This is a genomic window from Bradyrhizobium sp. DOA9 (genome assembly GCF_000617845.2).
GTDB lineage: Bacteria > Pseudomonadota > Alphaproteobacteria > Rhizobiales > Xanthobacteraceae > Bradyrhizobium.
The window spans coordinates 1144791-1162211 of sequence record NZ_DF820425.1 but is presented as its reverse complement, the minus strand read 5'-3'; the positions used below and the strand labels follow the sequence as shown (position 1 = coordinate 1162211).

16 protein-coding genes are annotated in these 17421 nt (G+C 64.8%); 5 read left to right on the top strand and 11 right to left on the bottom strand.

Annotated elements, in window-relative coordinates; all coding sequences use genetic code 11:
- Positions 1–53: 53 nt before the first annotated feature.
- The gene (irrA, locus tag BDOA9_RS05360) at positions 54–542 is read right to left on the bottom strand and encodes an iron response transcriptional regulator IrrA (RefSeq protein WP_025032922.1); all 489 of its coding nucleotides are present in this window, start codon (positions 540–542) and stop codon (positions 54–56) included.
- Positions 543–895: 353 nt separating this feature from the next.
- Here irrA and fabA point away from each other — a divergent pair, with 353 nt between their 5' ends.
- From fabA to fabI, 4 genes are read left to right on the top strand one after another with little or no spacing between them, the layout of a single operon-like run.
- On the top strand, positions 896–1417 hold the full coding sequence (fabA, locus tag BDOA9_RS05355) for a bifunctional 3-hydroxydecanoyl-ACP dehydratase/trans-2-decenoyl-ACP isomerase (protein WP_025032921.1): 522 nt from the start codon (positions 896–898) through the stop codon (positions 1415–1417).
- A gap of 50 nt (positions 1418–1467) precedes the next feature.
- A complete protein-coding gene (gene fabB, locus BDOA9_RS05350) occupies positions 1468–2691 on the top strand; it encodes a beta-ketoacyl-ACP synthase I (protein ID WP_025032920.1) in 1224 nt (407 codons plus the stop codon).
- Position 2692: 1 nt separating this feature from the next.
- Positions 2693–3052, top strand: coding sequence for a hypothetical protein (locus BDOA9_RS05345; protein WP_152033139.1), 360 nt, complete (start codon positions 2693–2695; stop codon positions 3050–3052).
- Positions 3049–3849, top strand: coding sequence for an enoyl-ACP reductase FabI (gene fabI, locus BDOA9_RS05340; RefSeq protein WP_025032918.1), 801 nt, complete (start codon positions 3049–3051; stop codon positions 3847–3849). Before BDOA9_RS05345 ends, fabI begins: the two co-directional genes overlap by 4 nt.
- Here the strand turns inward: fabI and BDOA9_RS05335 are convergent.
- From BDOA9_RS05335 to BDOA9_RS05320, 4 genes are read right to left on the bottom strand one after another with little or no spacing between them, the layout of a single operon-like run.
- Complete coding sequence (locus tag BDOA9_RS05335) at positions 3846–4442, bottom strand: glutathione S-transferase family protein (RefSeq protein WP_025032917.1); 597 nt, start codon at positions 4440–4442, stop codon at positions 3846–3848. The genes fabI and BDOA9_RS05335 overlap by 4 nt on opposite strands.
- Before the next feature lie 10 nt (positions 4443–4452).
- Positions 4453–5355: a hypothetical protein gene (locus tag BDOA9_RS05330; protein WP_152033138.1), complete on the bottom strand. Its 903-nt coding sequence runs from the start codon at positions 5353–5355 to the stop codon at positions 4453–4455.
- Between the two features lie 18 nt (positions 5356–5373).
- Positions 5374–5838, bottom strand: coding sequence for a GNAT family N-acetyltransferase (locus tag BDOA9_RS05325; RefSeq protein ID WP_025032915.1), 465 nt, complete (start codon positions 5836–5838; stop codon positions 5374–5376).
- A 4-nt stretch (positions 5839–5842) separates the two neighbouring features.
- Positions 5843–6766, bottom strand: coding sequence for a hydrogen peroxide-inducible genes activator (locus BDOA9_RS05320; protein WP_025032914.1), 924 nt, complete (start codon positions 6764–6766; stop codon positions 5843–5845).
- Positions 6767–6880: 114 nt separating this feature from the next.
- Between BDOA9_RS05320 and katG the strand changes: the two genes are divergently transcribed.
- Positions 6881–9046 carry a catalase/peroxidase HPI gene (katG, locus tag BDOA9_RS05315; protein WP_025032913.1) on the top strand — a complete coding sequence of 722 codons (2166 nt, stop codon included), beginning with the start codon at positions 6881–6883 and terminating at the stop codon, positions 9044–9046.
- 196 nt (positions 9047–9242) lie between these two features.
- Here the strand turns inward: katG and BDOA9_RS05310 are convergent, their stop codons facing one another.
- From BDOA9_RS05310 to infB, 6 genes are all read right to left on the bottom strand, one after another.
- Positions 9243–9974, bottom strand: a complete 732-nt coding sequence (locus BDOA9_RS05310) for a superoxide dismutase (protein WP_025032912.1) — start codon at positions 9972–9974, stop codon at positions 9243–9245.
- Between the two features lie 204 nt (positions 9975–10178).
- Positions 10179–12341 carry a polyribonucleotide nucleotidyltransferase gene (pnp, locus tag BDOA9_RS05305; protein WP_025032911.1) on the bottom strand — a complete coding sequence of 721 codons (2163 nt, stop codon included), beginning with the start codon at positions 12339–12341 and terminating at the stop codon, positions 10179–10181.
- Positions 12342–12718: 377 nt separating this feature from the next.
- Positions 12719–12988, bottom strand: coding sequence for a 30S ribosomal protein S15 (gene rpsO / locus BDOA9_RS05300; protein ID WP_008540131.1), 270 nt, complete (start codon positions 12986–12988; stop codon positions 12719–12721).
- A gap of 2 nt (positions 12989–12990) precedes the next feature.
- The gene (gene truB, locus BDOA9_RS05295; RefSeq protein WP_025032910.1) at positions 12991–14100 is read right to left on the bottom strand and encodes a tRNA pseudouridine(55) synthase TruB; all 1110 of its coding nucleotides are present in this window, start codon (positions 14098–14100) and stop codon (positions 12991–12993) included.
- On the bottom strand, positions 14097–14528 hold the full coding sequence (gene rbfA, locus BDOA9_RS05290; RefSeq protein WP_025032909.1) for a 30S ribosome-binding factor RbfA: 432 nt from the start codon (positions 14526–14528) through the stop codon (positions 14097–14099). The genes truB and rbfA overlap by 4 nt, the downstream gene beginning before the upstream one ends.
- A gap of 157 nt (positions 14529–14685) precedes the next feature.
- Positions 14686–17397, bottom strand: coding sequence for a translation initiation factor IF-2 (gene infB, locus BDOA9_RS05285; RefSeq protein WP_025032908.1), 2712 nt, complete (start codon positions 17395–17397; stop codon positions 14686–14688).
- Positions 17398–17421 lie beyond the last annotated feature (24 nt).

Here is a 17421-nt window from a genome sequence, read left to right as displayed (position 1 = left end):
AATGGCCGGGACAAGCCCGGCCATGGATGATCAATTAGCGATGTAGGACGATCTCAGCGCTTCTTGCGCAGGCGCACGACCATGTCGATGCGGGCGATCTCGTAGCCCTCGGGCACCTCGGGCATCTTGGACAGCGCCAGATGCGGATCCTCGATGTCGACCAGCTCGTGGCTGTTCTCGAGATAATAGTGGTGGTGGGTGGTGACGTTGGTGTCGAAATAGGTCTTGGTGCCGTCGACGCTGACCTGGCGGAGCAGGCCGGCATCGGTGAGCTGGTTCAGCGTGTTGTAGACGGTCGCCAGCGACACCGGGACCTTGGCGAGCGTGGCTTCCTCGTAGAGCATTTCAGCCGTGAGGTGGCGTGCGCCCTTGCCGAACAGCAGCCAGCCCAGCGCCATGCGCTGGCGCGTCGGCCGCAAGCCCGCGGACTGCAGCATTTCGTTGACGTCGTGCCAGGGACACCCGGTCAGGGCCGGCTGGCGGCCGGACAGGAGGGCCGCGGCATGGTCGTCGTCGTGTTGGGACGCGGTATTCTCGTTCATTTCCAAGATTTCGGGCACGCGTGAACAATATCTCTCTGTAATATAAGAACAGAAAGATGCAGATGCAAGTTTCTCGCAACTAGAGAGGTTCTAATCAGGCTTGGAACCGCCTGGGGAGCGCGTCATTTTACCTTCATGTCAGCGCTTTGCCACCGAAATGGCCTGTGTTAGAGAGCGCGCGGTTCCGCTCAGCCGATTTTGGCGCAGCCGGGCATGGAGACCCGGTCGGCAGTCCATGCGAAGCTTGCGCAAGTCGCGGCCGGCGGTGGCAATTGGCGTTTGCTGTCCGCTCGAGACGGGGCCCAATTTCGCCAGGAACGCCGCTCAATCGGGATTTGAACAGAGGCTCGTGAATGCTGAACAGGCGCAACGGTTACGACTACGAAGATTTGCTGGCCTGTGCCCGCGGCGAAATGTTCGGGCCGGGCAATGCCCAGCTGCCGCTGCCGCCGATGCTGATGTTCGACCGCATCACTGACATCAACGACAATGGCGGCGAGTTCGGCAAGGGCCTGGTGCGCGCCGAGCTCGACGTGAAGCCCGATCTCTGGTTTTTCGGCTGCCACTTCAAGAACGATCCCGTCATGCCCGGCTGCCTCGGCCTCGACGCCCTGTGGCAAATGGTCGGCTTCTATCTGGGCTGGACCGGGGGTGAAGGCCGTGGTCGCGCGCTCGGCCTGAACGAGCTGAAGTTCAGCGGCCAGGTGCTGCCCGAGGCCCGCAAGGTTGTGTACAACGTCGATATCAAACGCGTGATGCGTTCAAAGCTGGTGCTCGGTATCGCCGACGGGTGGCTTTCGGTCGACGAGCAGATTATTTATCGCGCAAAGGACCTGAAGGTCGGCCTGTTCAAGCAGGGCACGAGCCTGGGCTGAGCGCATCATCACGAAGAGAACGAGAAGACAACGAGCAGGGCGAGGCTGTCATGAGGCGGGTTGTGGTCACCGGGATGGGCATCGTCTCGTCGATCGGAAACAACACCCAGGAAGTGCTTGCGAGCCTTCACGAGGCGAAGTCGGGCATTTCGCGGGCTGAGAAATATGCCGAGCTCGGCTTCCGTTCGCAGGTGCAAGGCGAACCGACGCTCGATCCATCGACGGTGGTCGACCGCCGCGCGATGCGCTTCCTCGGCCAGGGCGCGGCGTGGAATCACATCGCGATGGAGCAGGCGATCCAGGATTCCGGCCTGTCGCCCGACGAAGTGTCCAACGTCCGCACCGGCATCATCATGGGCTCCGGCGGGCCCTCGGCGCGCACCATCGTCGAGGCCGCCGACATCACCCGCTCCAAGGGCCCGAAGCGCGTCGGCCCGTTTGCGGTGCCGAAGGCGATGTCCTCCACGGCCTCGGCCACGCTCGCGACCTGGTTCAAGATCAAGGGCGTGAACTATTCGATCTCCTCGGCCTGCGCGACCTCGAACCATTGCGTCGGCAATGCCTATGAGACCATCCAGATCGGCAAGCAGGACGTCATCTTCGCCGGCGGCTGCGAGGAACTGGACTGGACGCTGTCGGTGCTGTTCGACGCCATGGGCGCGATGTCCTCGAAATACAACGACACGCCGGCCACCGCCTCGCGTCCCTACGATCTCAATCGCGACGGCTTCGTCATCGCCGGCGGCGCCGGCGTCTTGGTGCTGGAAGAGCTCGAGCATGCCAAGGCGCGCGGCGCGCGCATCTACGGCGAGGTCGTCGGCTACGGCGCGACCTCGGACGGCCACGACATGGTGGCGCCGTCGGGCGAAGGCGCCGAGCGTTGCATGCGCATGGCGATGTCGACGGTGAAGACCAAGGTCGACTACATCAACCCGCACGCGACCTCGACCCCGGCCGGCGATCCGCCGGAGATCGAGGCGATCCGAAAAGTGTTCGGCGTCGGCGAGAAGTGCCCGCCGATCTCGGCGACCAAGGCGCTGACCGGCCATTCGCTGGGCGCCACCGGCGTGCAGGAAGCGATCTATTCGTTGCTGATGATGAACAACGGCTTCATCTGCGAGAGCGCGCACATCCAGGAGCTCGACCCCGTGTTCGCCGACATGCCGATCGTGCGCAAGCGCATCGACAACGCCAGGATCGGCACCGTGCTGTCGAACTCCTTCGGCTTCGGCGGCACCAACGCCACGCTGGTGTTCAGCCGGCTGGATGCGTGAGTTGGGCTCTGCTGAATCCGGGAACGGGCCAGACGAGATAAACTGGCACGACGGAGTTCTCGTCGACCTGCGCTTCTCGGGATTTGAAGCGAACGAGCCGGAATTCACGCTCGTCGTCGATCTCTATCCGAACGACGATAGTTCCGCGGTGCGCCGGAGATATCATTGCGTCGGAACGGGCGTCACTCGCTTTATCATGAGTGGCGACATCGCGCGGCTTCTCAAGAATCGGGCCAGCGGGAATATCGATCTGTTGCGCATGGAATTCACGGCCGATACGGAAATCCTCGTCGCCTGCCTGTTCGGTGGCACTCTAGAGGTTGAAGCCAGATCTTTCCGATTGATGGAATCCACCACATGACATTGTTGATGAAAGGCAAGCGCGGTCTGATCATGGGCATCGCCAATGATCATTCCATCGCCTGGGGCATGGCGCGGACGCTGCATGCCCACGGCGCCGAGCTCGCCTTCACCTTCCAGGGCGAGGCGCTCGGCAAGCGCGTCAAGCCGCTCGCGGAGCAGCTCGGCGTCGACCTGGTGCTGCCTTGCGATGTCGAGGACATCGCCAGCGTCGATGCCACCTTCGCGGCGCTCCGCGACAAATGGGGCAGGCTCGACTTCGTCATCCACGCCATCGGCTTCGCCGACAAGAACGAGCTGAAGGGCCGCTACGCCGACACCAGCCGCGAGAATTTTTCGCGCACCATGGTGATCTCCTGCTTCTCGTTCACGGAGGTCGCAAAGCGCGCCGCCGAGCTGATGACGGAAGGCGGCAGCATGATCACGCTGACCTTCGGCGCCTCGGAGCGCGCGATGCCGAACTACAACGTGATGGGCGTGGCCAAGGCGGCGCTGGAGGCTTCCGTGCGCTATCTCGCCGCCGATTTCGGGCCGCGCGGCATCCGCGTCAATGCGATCTCCGCGGGGCCCATCCGCACCCTCGCCGGCTCCGGCATCGGCGAGGCGCGGGCGATGTTCGCCTACATGCAGAAGCACGCGCCGCTCCGCCGCGGTGTCACGCTCGACGAGCTCGGCGGCTCGGCGCTGTATCTGCTGTCCGATCTCTCCGGCGGCGTCACCGGCGAAATCCATTATGTGGATTCCGGCTACAACATCATCCTGATGCCGCGGCCGGACGATTTGAAGGCGGAAAGCTAACCCGCCGCGATCGTCTCCGCGCGCTGGAACGCCGGCCGCGCCGTGCAGCGCGCGAGGTAAGCGTCGAATGCCGGGCGCGACGGCACCATCTTGAACCGGCGTACCGCGAAATTCAGGCCCGAGCCGATCACGATGTCCGCGGCGGAGAATTCCTCGCCGAGAATCCACGGACCCTTGGCGAGCGCGCCTTCCAGCACGTCGAACACCTGCGTGGCGCTGCCCCAGGCCGCCGTCGAGGTCGGGATTTCGATCTTGGTGAAGATCTGGATGATGGCGGGCTCGATGCAGCCGGGCGAGAAGAACAGCCATTGCAGATAGCGCGCGCGGCGCGGGTCGGTCACGGCCGGCGCGAGCTTGGTCTCCGGATAGCGGTCGGCGATGTAGGCGCAGATGGCCGCGGCTTCGCCGAGCGCGGCCTCGCCGTCGGTCAGCGCCGGCACCTTGCCCATCGGGTTGATCTTCAGATAATCCGGCGTCTTCTGCGCGCCGGTCGTGATGTCGGTCAGCACGCGCTCATAGGGCAGGCCACTCTCCTCCATCAGCCAGAGCGCCGTGAACGAGCGTGAGCGGGGCGACCAATAGAGCTTGATCATGGCGCGGACCTCATTGCTGGAGCAGTCCCGGCAATGTCCGGTCGAGGCTTGTCGTCAATAAGGCACGGACACCGTCGCGCAGCTTTGCGTTAGCCGCCACCTCGGCGGGAGCCGATGGAAAGGCGGCTTCGTCCAACTCCTTGTTGGGACCACTGATGGGGTTGATCCCGATCAGTCGGGACATCATCGGCTCGTCATCCAGGCTTGCGGCGCCCTTTTTGACGGCCTCGAATGACTGCCCGTCGAACACGGTGATGTAGGTCAGTGCGAACAGGAACGTGCGACGCTTGATGGGGTTGCCCCATTTGACGATGCCAAAGCCTTCGACGGACTGGTTGGTATTGCTGAAGCGGTTCTGGTATCGCTCGACCAGGACATAGCGTTGACATCTGGTAGTGGCGGCGCTCTGCTGAACGAACTCCTGTCGTTCCGGGTTCCGACGCAGCATCGGCGATCCCGATTCCACGGCGTGCGCAAAAGCAGCGGGCGAATACGCAATTCGCCTGACCGACTTTCCGGCTGCGGCCGCGCGAAGCCGCGACAGGATGAGATCGTCCAGTCCCCAACTCTCGACCCCGACGGGTGTGTACTCGTTGCCGAACATGGTGAAGCCGACCTGCTGAACGCCGAAACGATTGGCCGGCGCAGCCAGGAGACCGATCTCGCATGGGCCAGCGTCTGCAGCGCCCGCCTGCTTGGGATTCGTTGCGCCTTTCGGAGTTGCGCCCTTGGCGGGGCGCGACGTTGGCGTAGCCGATGGCGGTGCAGGCTGCGCCGCGGCGACACTGATGAGGCCAAACAAGGAGATCGCGGTCAAACAGATGCGAAACATGGAATCGGCGGGATCACGAGCTTGGAAGATGTGCGGTGAGGACTTGAGACAAGTCTTAGAGCGAGCCGATGACAACTGCAAGATGAGGGTCTCGGCGCACTACGCGTCGATGGTCCTTCGCTTCCACCGATAGTACTTCATCACGAACCCGTTCGACGGCTCGATCTCTTCCTTCTCGAACACAAAGCCTTCGCGCTCGTACCAGCGCCAGGCCTTCTCGTTCTCGCGCACACAGCGCAGATGCATCTCGTCCGGCATTTGCGTACGGGTGAAGGCGAGCAATTGCCGGCCGAGCGATCGGCCTTGATAGGCGGGCGCGACGAACAGCATGTCGAGATAGAGTTTTGGCAGATGCAGCGCGAGCATCGCGGCGATCGTGCCGCGATCGTCGGCGACGAACAGGCTCCAGCCGTCCCCAATCTCGCGCCGGATGCGCGCGCGCAAATTGGCCAGCAGGAAGTCGCTTGTCTCGGCGAGCCCGGTCGAGACCCAGCTCTCCATCCAGACGCGGCCGATCTCGTCGTACTCGTCGGAACGGGCAAGGCGGATGACCGGATGCGACATCCGGTCAAGCCTTCTGGCGCACGGATTGCCGCGCCCGCACCTTGCCGGCCGACAGGCACACCACCTCGGAAATCTGCAGCAGCTGCCGCGCCAGCGGGCTGGTCTTGCGCCAGACCATGCCGATGGTGCGCGACGGCTCGGGGTCGCGGAAGCGCGCCAGCGAGACCGAGGCCGATCGCGTCTCCACCGGCACCGCCATCTCCGGGATCAGGGTGACGCCGATGCCGGCGCTGACCATCTGCACCAGCGTCGACAGCGAGTTCGCATCCAGCATCTCGCGCGGCGGCGCCGATTGCATGTTGCAGAACGACAGCGCCTGGTCGCGGAAGCAGTGCCCCTCCTCGAGCAGCAGCAGCCGCATCTCGCGCATCATCTCGCGCGACGGCACCGGCGTGCCCTCATCGGCGCCCGGCCGCACCAGCAGGAATTTCTCCTCGAACAGCGCGACCTCGGTGAGCGAGGGCTCCGACACCGGCAGCGCCACGATGGCGGTGTCCAGCCGTCCCTCCACCAGCTCCTGGATCAGCCGCGGCGTCATGGTCTCGCGGACGCGGATGTCGAGCTCCGGATGCATGCGCGTGAGGTTCTTGGTGATCTTGGGCAGCAGATAGGGCGCGATGGTCGGGATCATGCCGATGCGCAGGCGGCCGGCGAAGCGGTCCTGCGATGCGCGCGCAAAATCGCCGAGCTCGTCGACCGAGCGCAGGATGTCGCGGACCCGTTGCGCCAGCTCCTCGCCGAACCGGGTCAGCGCGACCTGCCGGGCGCTGCGCTCCAGCAGCAGGCCGCCCAGCGCCTCCTCGAGCTCCTTGATCTGCATCGACAGGGCCGGCTGCGAGATCGAGCAGGACTCGGCCGCGCGGCCGAAATGGCCGTGACGGGCCAGCGCATCGAAATACCGGAGCTGGCGCAGCGTCAGATTGATCATCAGAAAATCCTATCGCAGCGATCATTAAAGTCAACTTCCCCTGATAGGACGGGGCGCTTAGAGTGGTTCTACCTGGTCAAGGGCGCGAGTTCGACGCCGCCAGAGGAGGTATTCATGGACGACACTTCGAAGTGCCCGTTTTCGGGCGGAAAACCCACGCGCACAAACCGCGACTGGTGGCCGACGCAGCTCGACATCGAGGTCCTGCACAAGAACTCGGACAAGTCCGATCCGATGGACAAGGACTTCGATTACGCCAAGGAGTTCAAGTCGCTCGACCTGAACGCGGTCATCAAGGACCTGACCGCCCTGATGACGGATTCGCAGGAATGGTGGCCCGCCGACTTCGGTCATTACGGCGGCCTGATGATCCGCATGGCCTGGCACAGCGCGGGCACCTACCGCATCACCGACGGCCGCGGTGGCGCCGGCGCCGGTCAGCAGCGTTTCGCCCCGCTCAACAGCTGGCCCGACAACGCCAACCTCGACAAGGCCCGCCGCCTGCTCTGGCCGATCAAGCAGAAGTACGGCCGCAAGATTTCCTGGGCCGATCTGATGGTGCTCGCCGGCAACGTCGCGCTGGAATCGATGGGCTTCAAGACGTTTGGTTTCGCCGGTGGCCGCGTCGACGTCTGGGAGCCGGAAGAGCTCTATTGGGGCCCCGAAGGCACCTGGCTTGGCGATGAGCGCTACAGCGGTGAGCGTCAGCTCGCCGAGCCGCTCGGCGCCGTGCAGATGGGCCTGATTTACGTCAACCCGGAAGGCCCGAACGGCAAGCCGGATCCGGTCGCCGCGGCCAAGGACATCCGCGAGACCTTCGCCCGCATGGCGATGAACGACGAAGAGACCGTCGCGCTGATCGCCGGCGGCCACACCTTCGGCAAGACCCATGGTGCCGGCGATCCGTCGCTGGTCGGCCCGGAGCCGGAAGCCGGCGCGCTGGAAGATCAGGGCCTCGGCTGGAAGAGCAAGTACGCTTCGGGCCGCGCGGGTGATGCCATCACCAGCGGTCTCGAGGTGACCTGGACGACGACGCCGACGAAGTGGAGCAACAACTTCTTCGAGAACCTGTTCAAGTACGAATGGGAGCTGACCAAGAGCCCGGGCGGTGCGAACCAGTGGACGGCGAAGGGCGCCGACGCGGTCATTCCCGATGCCTTCGACAACTCGAAGAAGCATCGGCCGACCATGCTCACGACGGACCTCTCGCTGCGCTTCGATCCCGTCTACGAGAAGATCTCGCGGCGTTTCCTGGAGAACCCGGATCAGTTCGCGGACGCCTTTGCCCGCGCCTGGTTCAAGCTCACCCATCGCGACATGGGTCCGATCCAGCGCTATCTCGGCCCGCTGGTGCCGAAGGAGACGCTGATCTGGCAGGATCCGATTCCGGCCCTGAACCACGAGCTGGTCGGCGAGCAGGACATCGCTTCGCTGAAGAGCAAGATCCTGGCTTCGGGCCTGTCGGTGTCCGAGCTGGTCTCGACCGCCTGGGCGTCGGCCTCGACGTTCCGCGGCTCGGACAAGCGCGGCGGCGCCAACGGCGCGCGCATCCGCCTCAGCCCGCAGAAGGACTGGGAGGTCAACGACCCGGCCCAGCTCGCCAAGGTGCTCGGCAAGCTCGAAGCGATCCAGAAGGACTTCAACGCATCATCCGGTGCGAAGAAGGTCTCGCTGGCGGACCTCATCGTGCTCGGCGGCACCGCCGCGGTCGAAAAGGCTGCCAAGGATGCCGGCGTCGACGTCAAGGTCGGCTTCACGCCGGGCCGCATGGACGCCTCGCAGGAGCAGACGGATGCGGCTTCGTTCGCACCGCTGGAGCCGCGGGCCGATGGCTTCCGCAACTACATCGGCAAGCGGCATCAGTTCATGCATCCTGAAGAGGCGCTGGTCGATCGCGCGCAACTGCTCAGGCTCACCGGGCCTGAACTGACCGTGCTGGTCGGCGGCCTGCGTGTGCTCGGCGCCAATGCGAACGGCTCGAAGCACGGCGTCCTCACCGCCAAGGCGGGAACGCTGAGCAACGACTTCTTCGTCAACCTGCTCGACATGAGCACGCAGTGGACGCCGGCGGCCGACGGCTCCTATGAGGGGCACGACCGCAAGACCAATGCGGTGAAGTGGACCGCCACGCGTGTCGATCTCATCTTCGGCGCACACTCGCAGCTCCGTGCCTTCGCCGAGGTCTATGCCACCTCGGATTCCAAGGAGAAGTTCGTCAAGGACTTCGCCAAGGCCTGGACCAAGGTGATGAACCTCGATCGCTACGACCTCGCGGCGTGAGTGTGACACCTCTCCCGCTTGCGGGAGAGGTCGACGCGCGAAGCGCGGCGGGTGAGGGCTCTCTCCTCTTGGGGAGTCTTCCTGCGGAAGCAGCCCTCTCCCCGACCCTCTCCCGCAAGCGGGAGAGGGGGCGCAGCATTTCTCGAGCAGTCATAAAAAGGGCGGCCGAGAGGCCGCCCTTTTTGTCTTCGTGTCCTCACACGTCGAGCGTGCCGGCCTTCGCGGCAGCGTAGCGCTCGCCCACCACCTTCCAGTTCACCGTGTTCCACCATGCCTTGAGATAATCGGCGCGGCGGTTCTGGTAGTTCAGATAATAGGCGTGCTCCCAGACGTCGTTGCCGAGCAGCGCCCGCTTGCCGTCCATCATCGGATTGTCCTGATTGGGCCTTGTCTCGATCGCGAGCTTGCCGTCCTTGCTGACGGTCACGAACACCCAGCCCGAGCCGAACACGCGCCCGCCGGCAGCGTTGAAGTCCGTCTGCAATTTCTCCATGCCACCGAGATCGCTGTCGATCGCGGCGAGCAGGGCACCTTCCGGCTTGCCGCCGTTCGGTCCCATGATCTGCCAGAACATCGTGTGGTTGGCGTGGCCACCCATGTTGTTGCGGACGCCGGTGCGGATCGCGTCGGGTACGGCGCCGAGATTGCCGAGCACCTCGCCGACCGGCTTTCCAGCGATCTGCGGATTATCCTTGGCTAAATTGTTCAAGTTGGTGATGAACGCCTGATGATGGCGGTCGTGGTGGATTTCCATCGTCTTGGCATCGATATGCGGTTCCAGCGCATTGGCCGGATAGGCCAAAGGATCGAGCTTGAACGGCCCTGCGGGCGCCATGGCCGCCTGCGCAAACGCCAAGCGCGGGGCAGCGGCAGCCGCAACGAGGCCGGTTGCAGCGAACACGAGACGGCGCCGGGATATGGATGTCATTTGGTTCTCCTGTCTGGGGACGATCCGCTGAAGCGTACGGCGGTACGACAGGTACGCAGCGTCAGCCATCGCGGTTTTCGATCGGACGTGCGCGACGCTGCGGCGGAATCGCGCATAGGCGACTCCCTCGATCAGGCAGGGACGCCGAAACAAAAAGGGCGGCCTCTCGGCCGCCCTTCGTGGTTCTGACGTGGCTTGGAGCGGTTACTCGCCGGCCGCTTCGCGCGGAGCCTTCTCGCCCTCGCCGCCCTTGTCCTTGCCTTCGAGGTCCTCGCCGGTGGTCTGGTCGACCACCTTCATGGACAGGCGGGTCTTGCCGCGATCGTCGAAGCCGAGCAGCTTGACCTTGACCTTGTCGCCTTCCTTGACGACGTCGGAGGTCTTCTGCACGCGGTTCGATGCGAGCTGGCTGATGTGGACGAGGCCGTCCTTGGAGCCGAAGAAGTTCACGAAGGCGCCGAACTCCATCACCTTGACGACGGTGCCGTCATAGATCTGGCCGACTTCCGGATCGGACGCGATCGACTTGATCCACTTGATCGCGGCCTTCATGGCTTCGCCGTCAGAGGAGGCGACCTTCACGGTGCCGTCGTCCTCGATATTGACCTTGGCGCCGGTCTTCTCGACGATCTCGCGGATCACCTTGCCGCCGGTGCCGATCACTTCGCGGATCTTGTCGGTGGCGATCTTGAAGGTCTCGATGCGCGGCGCGTATTCGCCGAGCTCGGCGCGGGCCGCGGTGAGGGCCTTGGCCATCTCGCCGAGGATATGGATGCGGCCGTCCCTGGCCTGCGCCAGCGCCACCTTCATGATCTCTTCGGTGATGCCCTCGATCTTGATGTCCATCTGGAGCGAGGTGATGCCCGCTTCCGTGCCGGCGACCTTGAAGTCCATGTCGCCGAGATGGTCCTCGTCGCCGAGGATGTCCGAGAGAACCGCGAAGCGCTTGTCTTCGAGGATCAGGCCCATCGCGATGCCCGCGGTCGGCCGCTTCAGCGGCACGCCCGCATCCATCAGCGCCAGCGAGGCGCCGCAGACCGAAGCCATCGAGGACGAGCCGTTCGACTCGGTGATCTCCGACACCACGCGGGTGGTGTAGGGGAACTCGTGATGCGGCGGCAGCACTGGACGGATCGCGCGCCAGGCCAGCTTGCCGTGGCCGATCTCGCGGCGCTTGGTGCCGCCGAGGCGGCCGGTCTCGCCGACCGAATAGGGCGGGAAGTTGTAGTGCAGCAGGAACGTTTCCTTGTACGTCCCGGACAGCGCATCGATGTACTGCTCGTCCTCGCCGGTGCCGAGCGTGGTCACGACCATCGCCTGGGTCTCGCCGCGGGTGAACAGCGCCGAGCCGTGGGCGCGGGGCAGCACGCCGACCTCGGCGACGATGTTGCGCACCGTCTTGCTGTCGCGGCCGTCGATGCGCTTGCCGGTGTCGAGGATGTTCCAGCGGACGATCTTGGCTTCCAGCTCCTTGAACACGCCGGCGATGCGCAGCTTGTCGTATTGCGGCTCCTTCCCTTCGGGGAAGTAATGGGCCATCACCTTTTCCTTGACCTTGCCGACCGCGGCGTAGCGATCCTGCTTGACCGGAATGGCGTAGGCGGCGCGCAGCTCCTGCTCGACCAGGCCGAGCATTTCCTTCTCGAGCGCCGAATTGTCGATGACGGTGACTTCGCGCGGCTCCTTGGCGGCCTTCTCGGCGAGATCGATGATGGCGTTGATCACCGGCTGGAAGTGGCGGTGACCGAACATCACGGCGCCGAGCATGATGTCTTCGTTCAGCTCCTTGGCCTCCGATTCGACCATCAGCACGGCGTCGGCGGTGCCGGCGACGACGAGGTCGAGCTGAGTGTCGACCATCTCGTCCAGCGTCGGGTTGAGGATGAATTCGTCATTGGCAAAGCCGACGCGGGCCGCGCCGATCGGGCCCTTGAAGGGGGCGCCGGACAGCGTCAGCGCGGCGGAGGCCGCGACCATCGCCACGATATCGGGATCGTTCTCCATATCGTGCGACAGCACGGTGACGATCACCTGGGTCTCGTTGCGCCAGCCGTCGACGAACAGCGGGCGGATCGGACGGTCGATCAGGCGGGAGACCAGCGTCTCCTTCTCGGTCGGACGGCCCTCGCGCTTGAAATAGCCGCCGGGAATGCGGCCCGCAGCATAGGCCTTTTCCTGATAATCGACGGTCAGCGGCAGGAAGTCGACGCCTTCGCGCGGCGCCTTCGCCGCGACGACGGTAGCGAGCACCACGGTCTCGCCATAGGTGGCGACGACGGCGCCGTCGGCCTGGCGGGCGATCTTGCCGGTTTCGAGCTTGAGTGGGCGTCCGCCCCAGTCGATCTCGACTGAATGCTTATTGAACATAGAGGTCTTCTTTCATGGGTTCTCGAAAGAAGGGACGGCTCTCGAAAAACAAAAACCATGCGCAAGATTGCGGGACGCTGATCGGAGCGGATGATCAGCGTCCTGCGATCCTGCCATGGTTTTTGGATGTCGGATGGCGTCCATCCCTTCGGGTCATACGGGCGCCTTGCCCGTTGTGCCCAGCCGCCGGATTGCTGCTGGACTGTCAGTCGGCACGAATGCGAACACCGAAACTTCGGTCTTCGCCCATCATGCCCGGAGGCGAATCAACAATCCGCATCCGACGCGCACGCAACCTCGATCAAAAAGCTTAAAATAAGCGCTTTCACTCGAAACCACGTGCGAAAACGCGCGCCGGTGGCGCGCGCAAAGAACTCTTAACGACGAATATTGTGCTTCTCGAGCAGCGCCTTGTAGCGTGCCTCGTCCTTTTTCTTCAGGTAGTCGAGGAGCGAGCGGCGGGTCGAGACCAGCTTCAAGAGGCCGCGACGCGAATGGTTGTCCTTCACGTGGGTCTTGAAATGGTTGGTCAGGTTGTTGATGCGTTCCGACAGGATCGCGACCTGAACCTCGGGCGAGCCGGTGTCGCCGGCCTTGGTGGCATTCGTCTTGATGACTTCCGCTTTGCGTTCTGCGGCAATCGACATCGTCAATTTCTCTCGTTGCGACCGGGGCTGGCAGTCAGGCCGGTCAGGTTGAACACACGCTTGGGGATGATTTCGCCATTGCCGACTTCGGCAAGCGCCAAAAGACGGCCTGCCACCGTGACATAGACTGTGCCGCTACAAGTGGGCGCATCCCGTCCGCGCAACAAAACGGCCTGGCCCCGATGGAGCCTTGCCGCATCAGCCCGAGTGACGGCCAGTGCCGGGATGTCGTCCAGCGCGGTCTCAACGGGCAAAAGCGCGTCGGCGAGGCTGCCCTCGCCGGACGCGGCTCTATCGCACAAAGCCTCCAGCTGATCCAGCGGAATCATGTCGTTTTCGCCAAATGGGCCGACCAGGGTCCGCCGCAGCGCGCAGATATGGCCGTAAGTGCCGAGAATCCGGCCCATATCGCGGGCTAAAGCCCGGACATAGGTGCCCTTGCCGCATTCGGCCTCGAACACGGCGCGGTCGTTATCTGGTTGATCCACAAGGGTTAAATGGTGAATCTCGACCGGGCGGGGGGCCAGCTCCACGATCTCGCCGTCGCGGGCGAGGTCATAGGCGCGCTCGCCCTGGACCTTGATCGCCGAATAGCGCGGCGGGATCTGCTCGATCACCCCGGTGAAGCGGGGCAAGAGGGCCAGGATCGCCTCCCGGCTCGGGCGCTGGTCCGAGGTCGCGGTCACCCGGCCCTCGATGTCGTCGGTGTCGCGCTCCTCGCCCCAGCAGACCGTGAAGCGGTAGCGCTTGCGGCCGTCCATCACGAAGGGGACGGTCTTGGTGGCCTCGCCGAGCGCGATCGGCAAGCCCCCGGAGGCGAGCGGATCGAGCGTGCCGGCGTGTCCGGCGCGCTTGGCGTTGAACAGGCGCTTGAGCACGGCGACCGCCTGCGTCGAGGTCATGCCGATCGGCTTGTCGAGCACGACCCAGCCATGGACGTCGCGGCGGTCGCGCCGAGGCTGGTTGCCCTTCTGCTGCTTGGCGCGCGGATCGTTGTTGACGCGGCGCGGCTCCCGATGCGGCTGCGAATCCTCCGCGAAATTGTTGTTCTGCACGTCGCGCTGATCGGCCTCGTTGCCGCCGATCGTGCCGTGAGCGGGGTCCATGGTCATTGCTCTTCTTCCCGATCCGAATCCGGATCCTGTTCCAAATCCTTTTGCACCGCAGGCGTTCGCAAAAGCTTCTCGATCCGTTCCGCTTCGTCGAATCGTTCGTCGACGCGGAAGCGAATGTCAGGTGCAAATTTCAGGTTAACGCGCCGCGCGACCTCGCCGCGCAGGAACTTCTTGTTGCGTTCGAGCGCAGCGATGACGATCTCGGTGTCGCGGCCACCGAGCGGCATCACGTAGACCGTCGCGAGCTTCAGGTCGGGCGACATCCGCACCTCCGGCACGGTGATGATGTGACCTTCGAGGTCGGCATCATGCACATTGCCTTGCGCCAGAATCTCGGCCATCGCGTGGCGAACCTGCTCGCCGACGCGCAGCTGACGCTGCGAGCCGCCGGGCGCGGAACTCTTCTTCTGATGATGCCGCGGCATTTTATCGAAAATCACCTCGTCATGCCCGGTGCCTGCGACACGGGCATTGTCATTTGTCCTGTTGAAACGAAGAGGGGTGGATGGCCGGAAAAATCCGGCCATCGCACTCCCGCAATCTCAGTTCAAAAAGATCCGAACGCTTCGGTAAGATTTGGACTTACAGGGAGCGCTGGATCGTCTCCACGCGATAACACTCGATCACGTCACCGGCACGCATGTCGTGGTAGTTCTCGAAGGCCATGCCGCACTCCTGGCCGGACTGCACTTCCTTCACTTCGTCCTTGAAGCGCTTCAGCGTCGACAGCTTGCCTTCGTGCACGACGACGTTGTCGCGGATCAGGCGCACATTGGCGCCGCGTTCCACGGTGCCGTCGGTGACGCGGCAGCCGGCGACCTTGCCGACCTTGGAGATGTTGAAAATCTCCAGGATCTCGGCATTGCCCAGCATGGTTTCGCGCAAGGTCGGCGCGAGCAGGCCGCTCATCGCCTTCTTCACGTCGTCCACGAGGTCGTAGATGATGTTGTAGTAGCGGATCTCGATGCCGTTGCGCTTGGCGGCCGCAGCGGCCTCCTTGTTGGCGCGAACCGAGAAGCCGATGATCGCGGCGTTGAAGCCTTCGGCCAGCGTCACGTCGGATTCCGAGATGCCGCCGACGCCGGCATGCAGGATGCGGGCGGCGACCTCGTCGGTGCCGAGCTTCTCCAGCGAGCCGAGGATGGCCTCCAGCGAGCCCTGCACGTCGGCCTTGACGATCAGCGGGAATTCCTTGCGGCCCGCCGTCTTCAATTGCGACATCATCTGCTCGAGCGAGCCGCGCATGCCGGAGATCGAGGCAGCCGCGTTCTCGCGCTTCTGGTGCGCGCGGTAGCTGGTGACCTGGCGGGCGCGGGCTTCGTTCTCGACCACTGCGAGACGATCGCCGGCCTCGGGCGGGCCGTTGAAGCCGAGCACTTCGACCGGCACCGAGGGACCGGCCTCCTGCACGGTCTCGCCCTGATCGGAGATCAGCGCGCGGACGCGGCCCATTTCGGCACCGGCGACGATGATGTCGCCGACGCGGAGCGTGCCGCGCTGGACCAGCACGGTGGCGACCGGACCGCGGCCGCGATCGAGCTTGGCCTCGATCACGGTGCCTTCGGCCGGACGCTCCGAATTGGTCTTCAGGTCGAGGATTTCGGCCTGGAGCGCGATCATCTCGAGCAGCTTGTCGAGATTGGTCTTGTTCTTGGCGGACACCTCGACGTCGACGACTTCGCCGCCGAAGGATTCCACCTGCACCTCGTGCTGGAGCAGCTCGGTGCGCACGCGCTCGGGCTTGGCGTCGGGCTTGTCGATCTTGTTGATGGCAACGATGATCGGTACGCCGGCCGCCTTGGCGTGATTGATGGCTTCGACCGTCTGCGGCATCACGCCGTCATCGGCCGCGACCACCAGCACGACGATGTCGGTGACCTTGGCGCCGCGGGCGCGCATCGCGGTGAACGCGGCGTGGCCGGGCGTGTCGATGAAGGTGATCTTCTTGCCGGTTTCAGGCGATGTCACCTGGTAGGCGCCGATGTGCTGGGTGATGCCGCCGGCTTCGCCGGAGACCACGTTGGCGTGGCGGAGTGCGTCGAGCAGCGAAGTCTTGCCGTGGTCGACGTGACCCATGACGGTCACCACGGGCGAACGGGTCTCGGTGTCGGTCGAATCGTCGGTAGCGTCGAACAGACCTTCTTCAACGTCGGATGCAGCAACACGCTTGACGGTGTGGCCGAGCTCTTCGGCAATGAGCTGCGCGGTGTCGGCGTCGATCACGTCGGTGATCTTGTGCATCGCGCCCTGCTTCATCAGCATGCGGATGACGTCGACCGCGCGCTCGGCCATGCGGTTGGCGAGCTCCTGGATGGTGATCGCCTCCGGAATGACCACCTCGCGGATGAGCTTTTCCTTGGGCTCGTTCGAGGCGTGGCCCTTCAGGCGCTGGGTGCGGCGGCGGAACGAGGCGATCGAGCGCTCGCGCACCTCGTCGGCATTGAGCGCGGTGACGACGGTCAGGCGGCCGCGCTCCTTCTGCGGGCCGGGCTTGTGGGTGGGCTTGGGGGCGACCACGGGACGCGCGGCGCCGCCGGGACCGCGGCGGATCTGGCGCGGCGCCTCGTCTTCGTCGGGCTCGGCTGCAACGGCGGGGCCGCGGCCGGCCGGTCCACCCGGACGCTGCGCGGTCGTGGCTGCAGGACGCGCCGTCGTGGTTCCCGGACGCGCCGTGGTGGTGGTTCCAGGGCGGGACGCCGGCGCACCGGGGCGGGGAGCGGAAGCGGCCGGGGTTGCGGTCGCGGGGCGCGCGGCGGATGCCGGCTGCTCACCCTCGCCGAAACGCTTCTTGGCCTCGGTCTCGGCCTTGCGCTTGGCTTCGTCCTCGTGCCGGTGGCGCTCCTCCTCGGCCTTGCGGCGGGATTCGGCGGCTTCGCGCTCGGCGCGCTCGGCGGCCTCGCGGGCGGCGCGGCGCTGGGCCTCTTCCTCGGCCTGGCGGCGTTCCTCGACTTCGCGCAGCTTGGCATCGGCCAGCGCGCTGGCGCGGGCCGAACGCTCGTCCTCGGTGAGGGTGCGCAGCACCACACCGGAACCGGCGTTGCGCGGCGGGGGCGGAGCCGGACGCGACGGCGCGGCGGCGGGTGCGGCCGGCGCGGGCTTTGCCGTCACCTCGGGCGCGTGCGGCTCGGGTCCGTCGCCCATGCGGCGCTTGCCGCGCTTCTCGACCACGACCTGCTTGCTGCGGCCATGGCTGAAGCTCTGGCGCACGGTGCCCGTTTCGACGCGCGGCTTGAGCGATAGCGTCTTGCTCGGAACGCTCAGCTTCTTGTCGCCAGGGGTCTTGGTATCAACCATTCAGCAGTCCTAATCCTGATTTAT

What these genes read in the sequence shown, in the direction of transcription:
- fabB (WP_025032920.1), top strand. Translation starts at nt 1,468, where the DNA reads ATGAGGCGGGTTGTGGTCACCGGGATGGGCATCGTCTCGTCGATCGGA.
- BDOA9_RS05335 (WP_025032917.1), bottom strand. Translation starts at nt 4,442, where the DNA reads ATGATCAAGCTCTATTGGTCGCCCCGCTCACGCTCGTTCACGGCGCTC.
- pnp (WP_025032911.1), bottom strand. Translation starts at nt 12,341, where the DNA reads ATGTTCAATAAGCATTCAGTCGAGATCGACTGGGGCGGACGCCCACTC.
- rbfA (WP_025032909.1), bottom strand. Translation starts at nt 14,528, where the DNA reads ATGCCGCGGCATCATCAGAAGAAGAGTTCCGCGCCCGGCGGCTCGCAG.
- rpsO (WP_008540131.1), bottom strand. Translation starts at nt 12,988, where the DNA reads ATGTCGATTGCCGCAGAACGCAAAGCGGAAGTCATCAAGACGAATGCC.
- fabI (WP_025032918.1), top strand. Translation starts at nt 3,049, where the DNA reads ATGACATTGTTGATGAAAGGCAAGCGCGGTCTGATCATGGGCATCGCC.
- truB (WP_025032910.1), bottom strand. Translation starts at nt 14,100, where the DNA reads ATGACCATGGACCCCGCTCACGGCACGATCGGCGGCAACGAGGCCGAT.
- BDOA9_RS05325 (WP_025032915.1), bottom strand. Translation starts at nt 5,838, where the DNA reads ATGTCGCATCCGGTCATCCGCCTTGCCCGTTCCGACGAGTACGACGAG.
- katG (WP_025032913.1), top strand. Translation starts at nt 6,881, where the DNA reads ATGGACGACACTTCGAAGTGCCCGTTTTCGGGCGGAAAACCCACGCGC.
- infB (WP_025032908.1), bottom strand. Translation starts at nt 17,397, where the DNA reads ATGGTTGATACCAAGACCCCTGGCGACAAGAAGCTGAGCGTTCCGAGC.
- BDOA9_RS05310 (WP_025032912.1), bottom strand. Translation starts at nt 9,974, where the DNA reads ATGACATCCATATCCCGGCGCCGTCTCGTGTTCGCTGCAACCGGCCTC.
- BDOA9_RS05320 (WP_025032914.1), bottom strand. Translation starts at nt 6,766, where the DNA reads ATGATCAATCTGACGCTGCGCCAGCTCCGGTATTTCGATGCGCTGGCC.
- fabA (WP_025032921.1), top strand. Translation starts at nt 896, where the DNA reads ATGCTGAACAGGCGCAACGGTTACGACTACGAAGATTTGCTGGCCTGT.
- irrA (WP_025032922.1), bottom strand. Translation starts at nt 542, where the DNA reads ATGAACGAGAATACCGCGTCCCAACACGACGACGACCATGCCGCGGCC.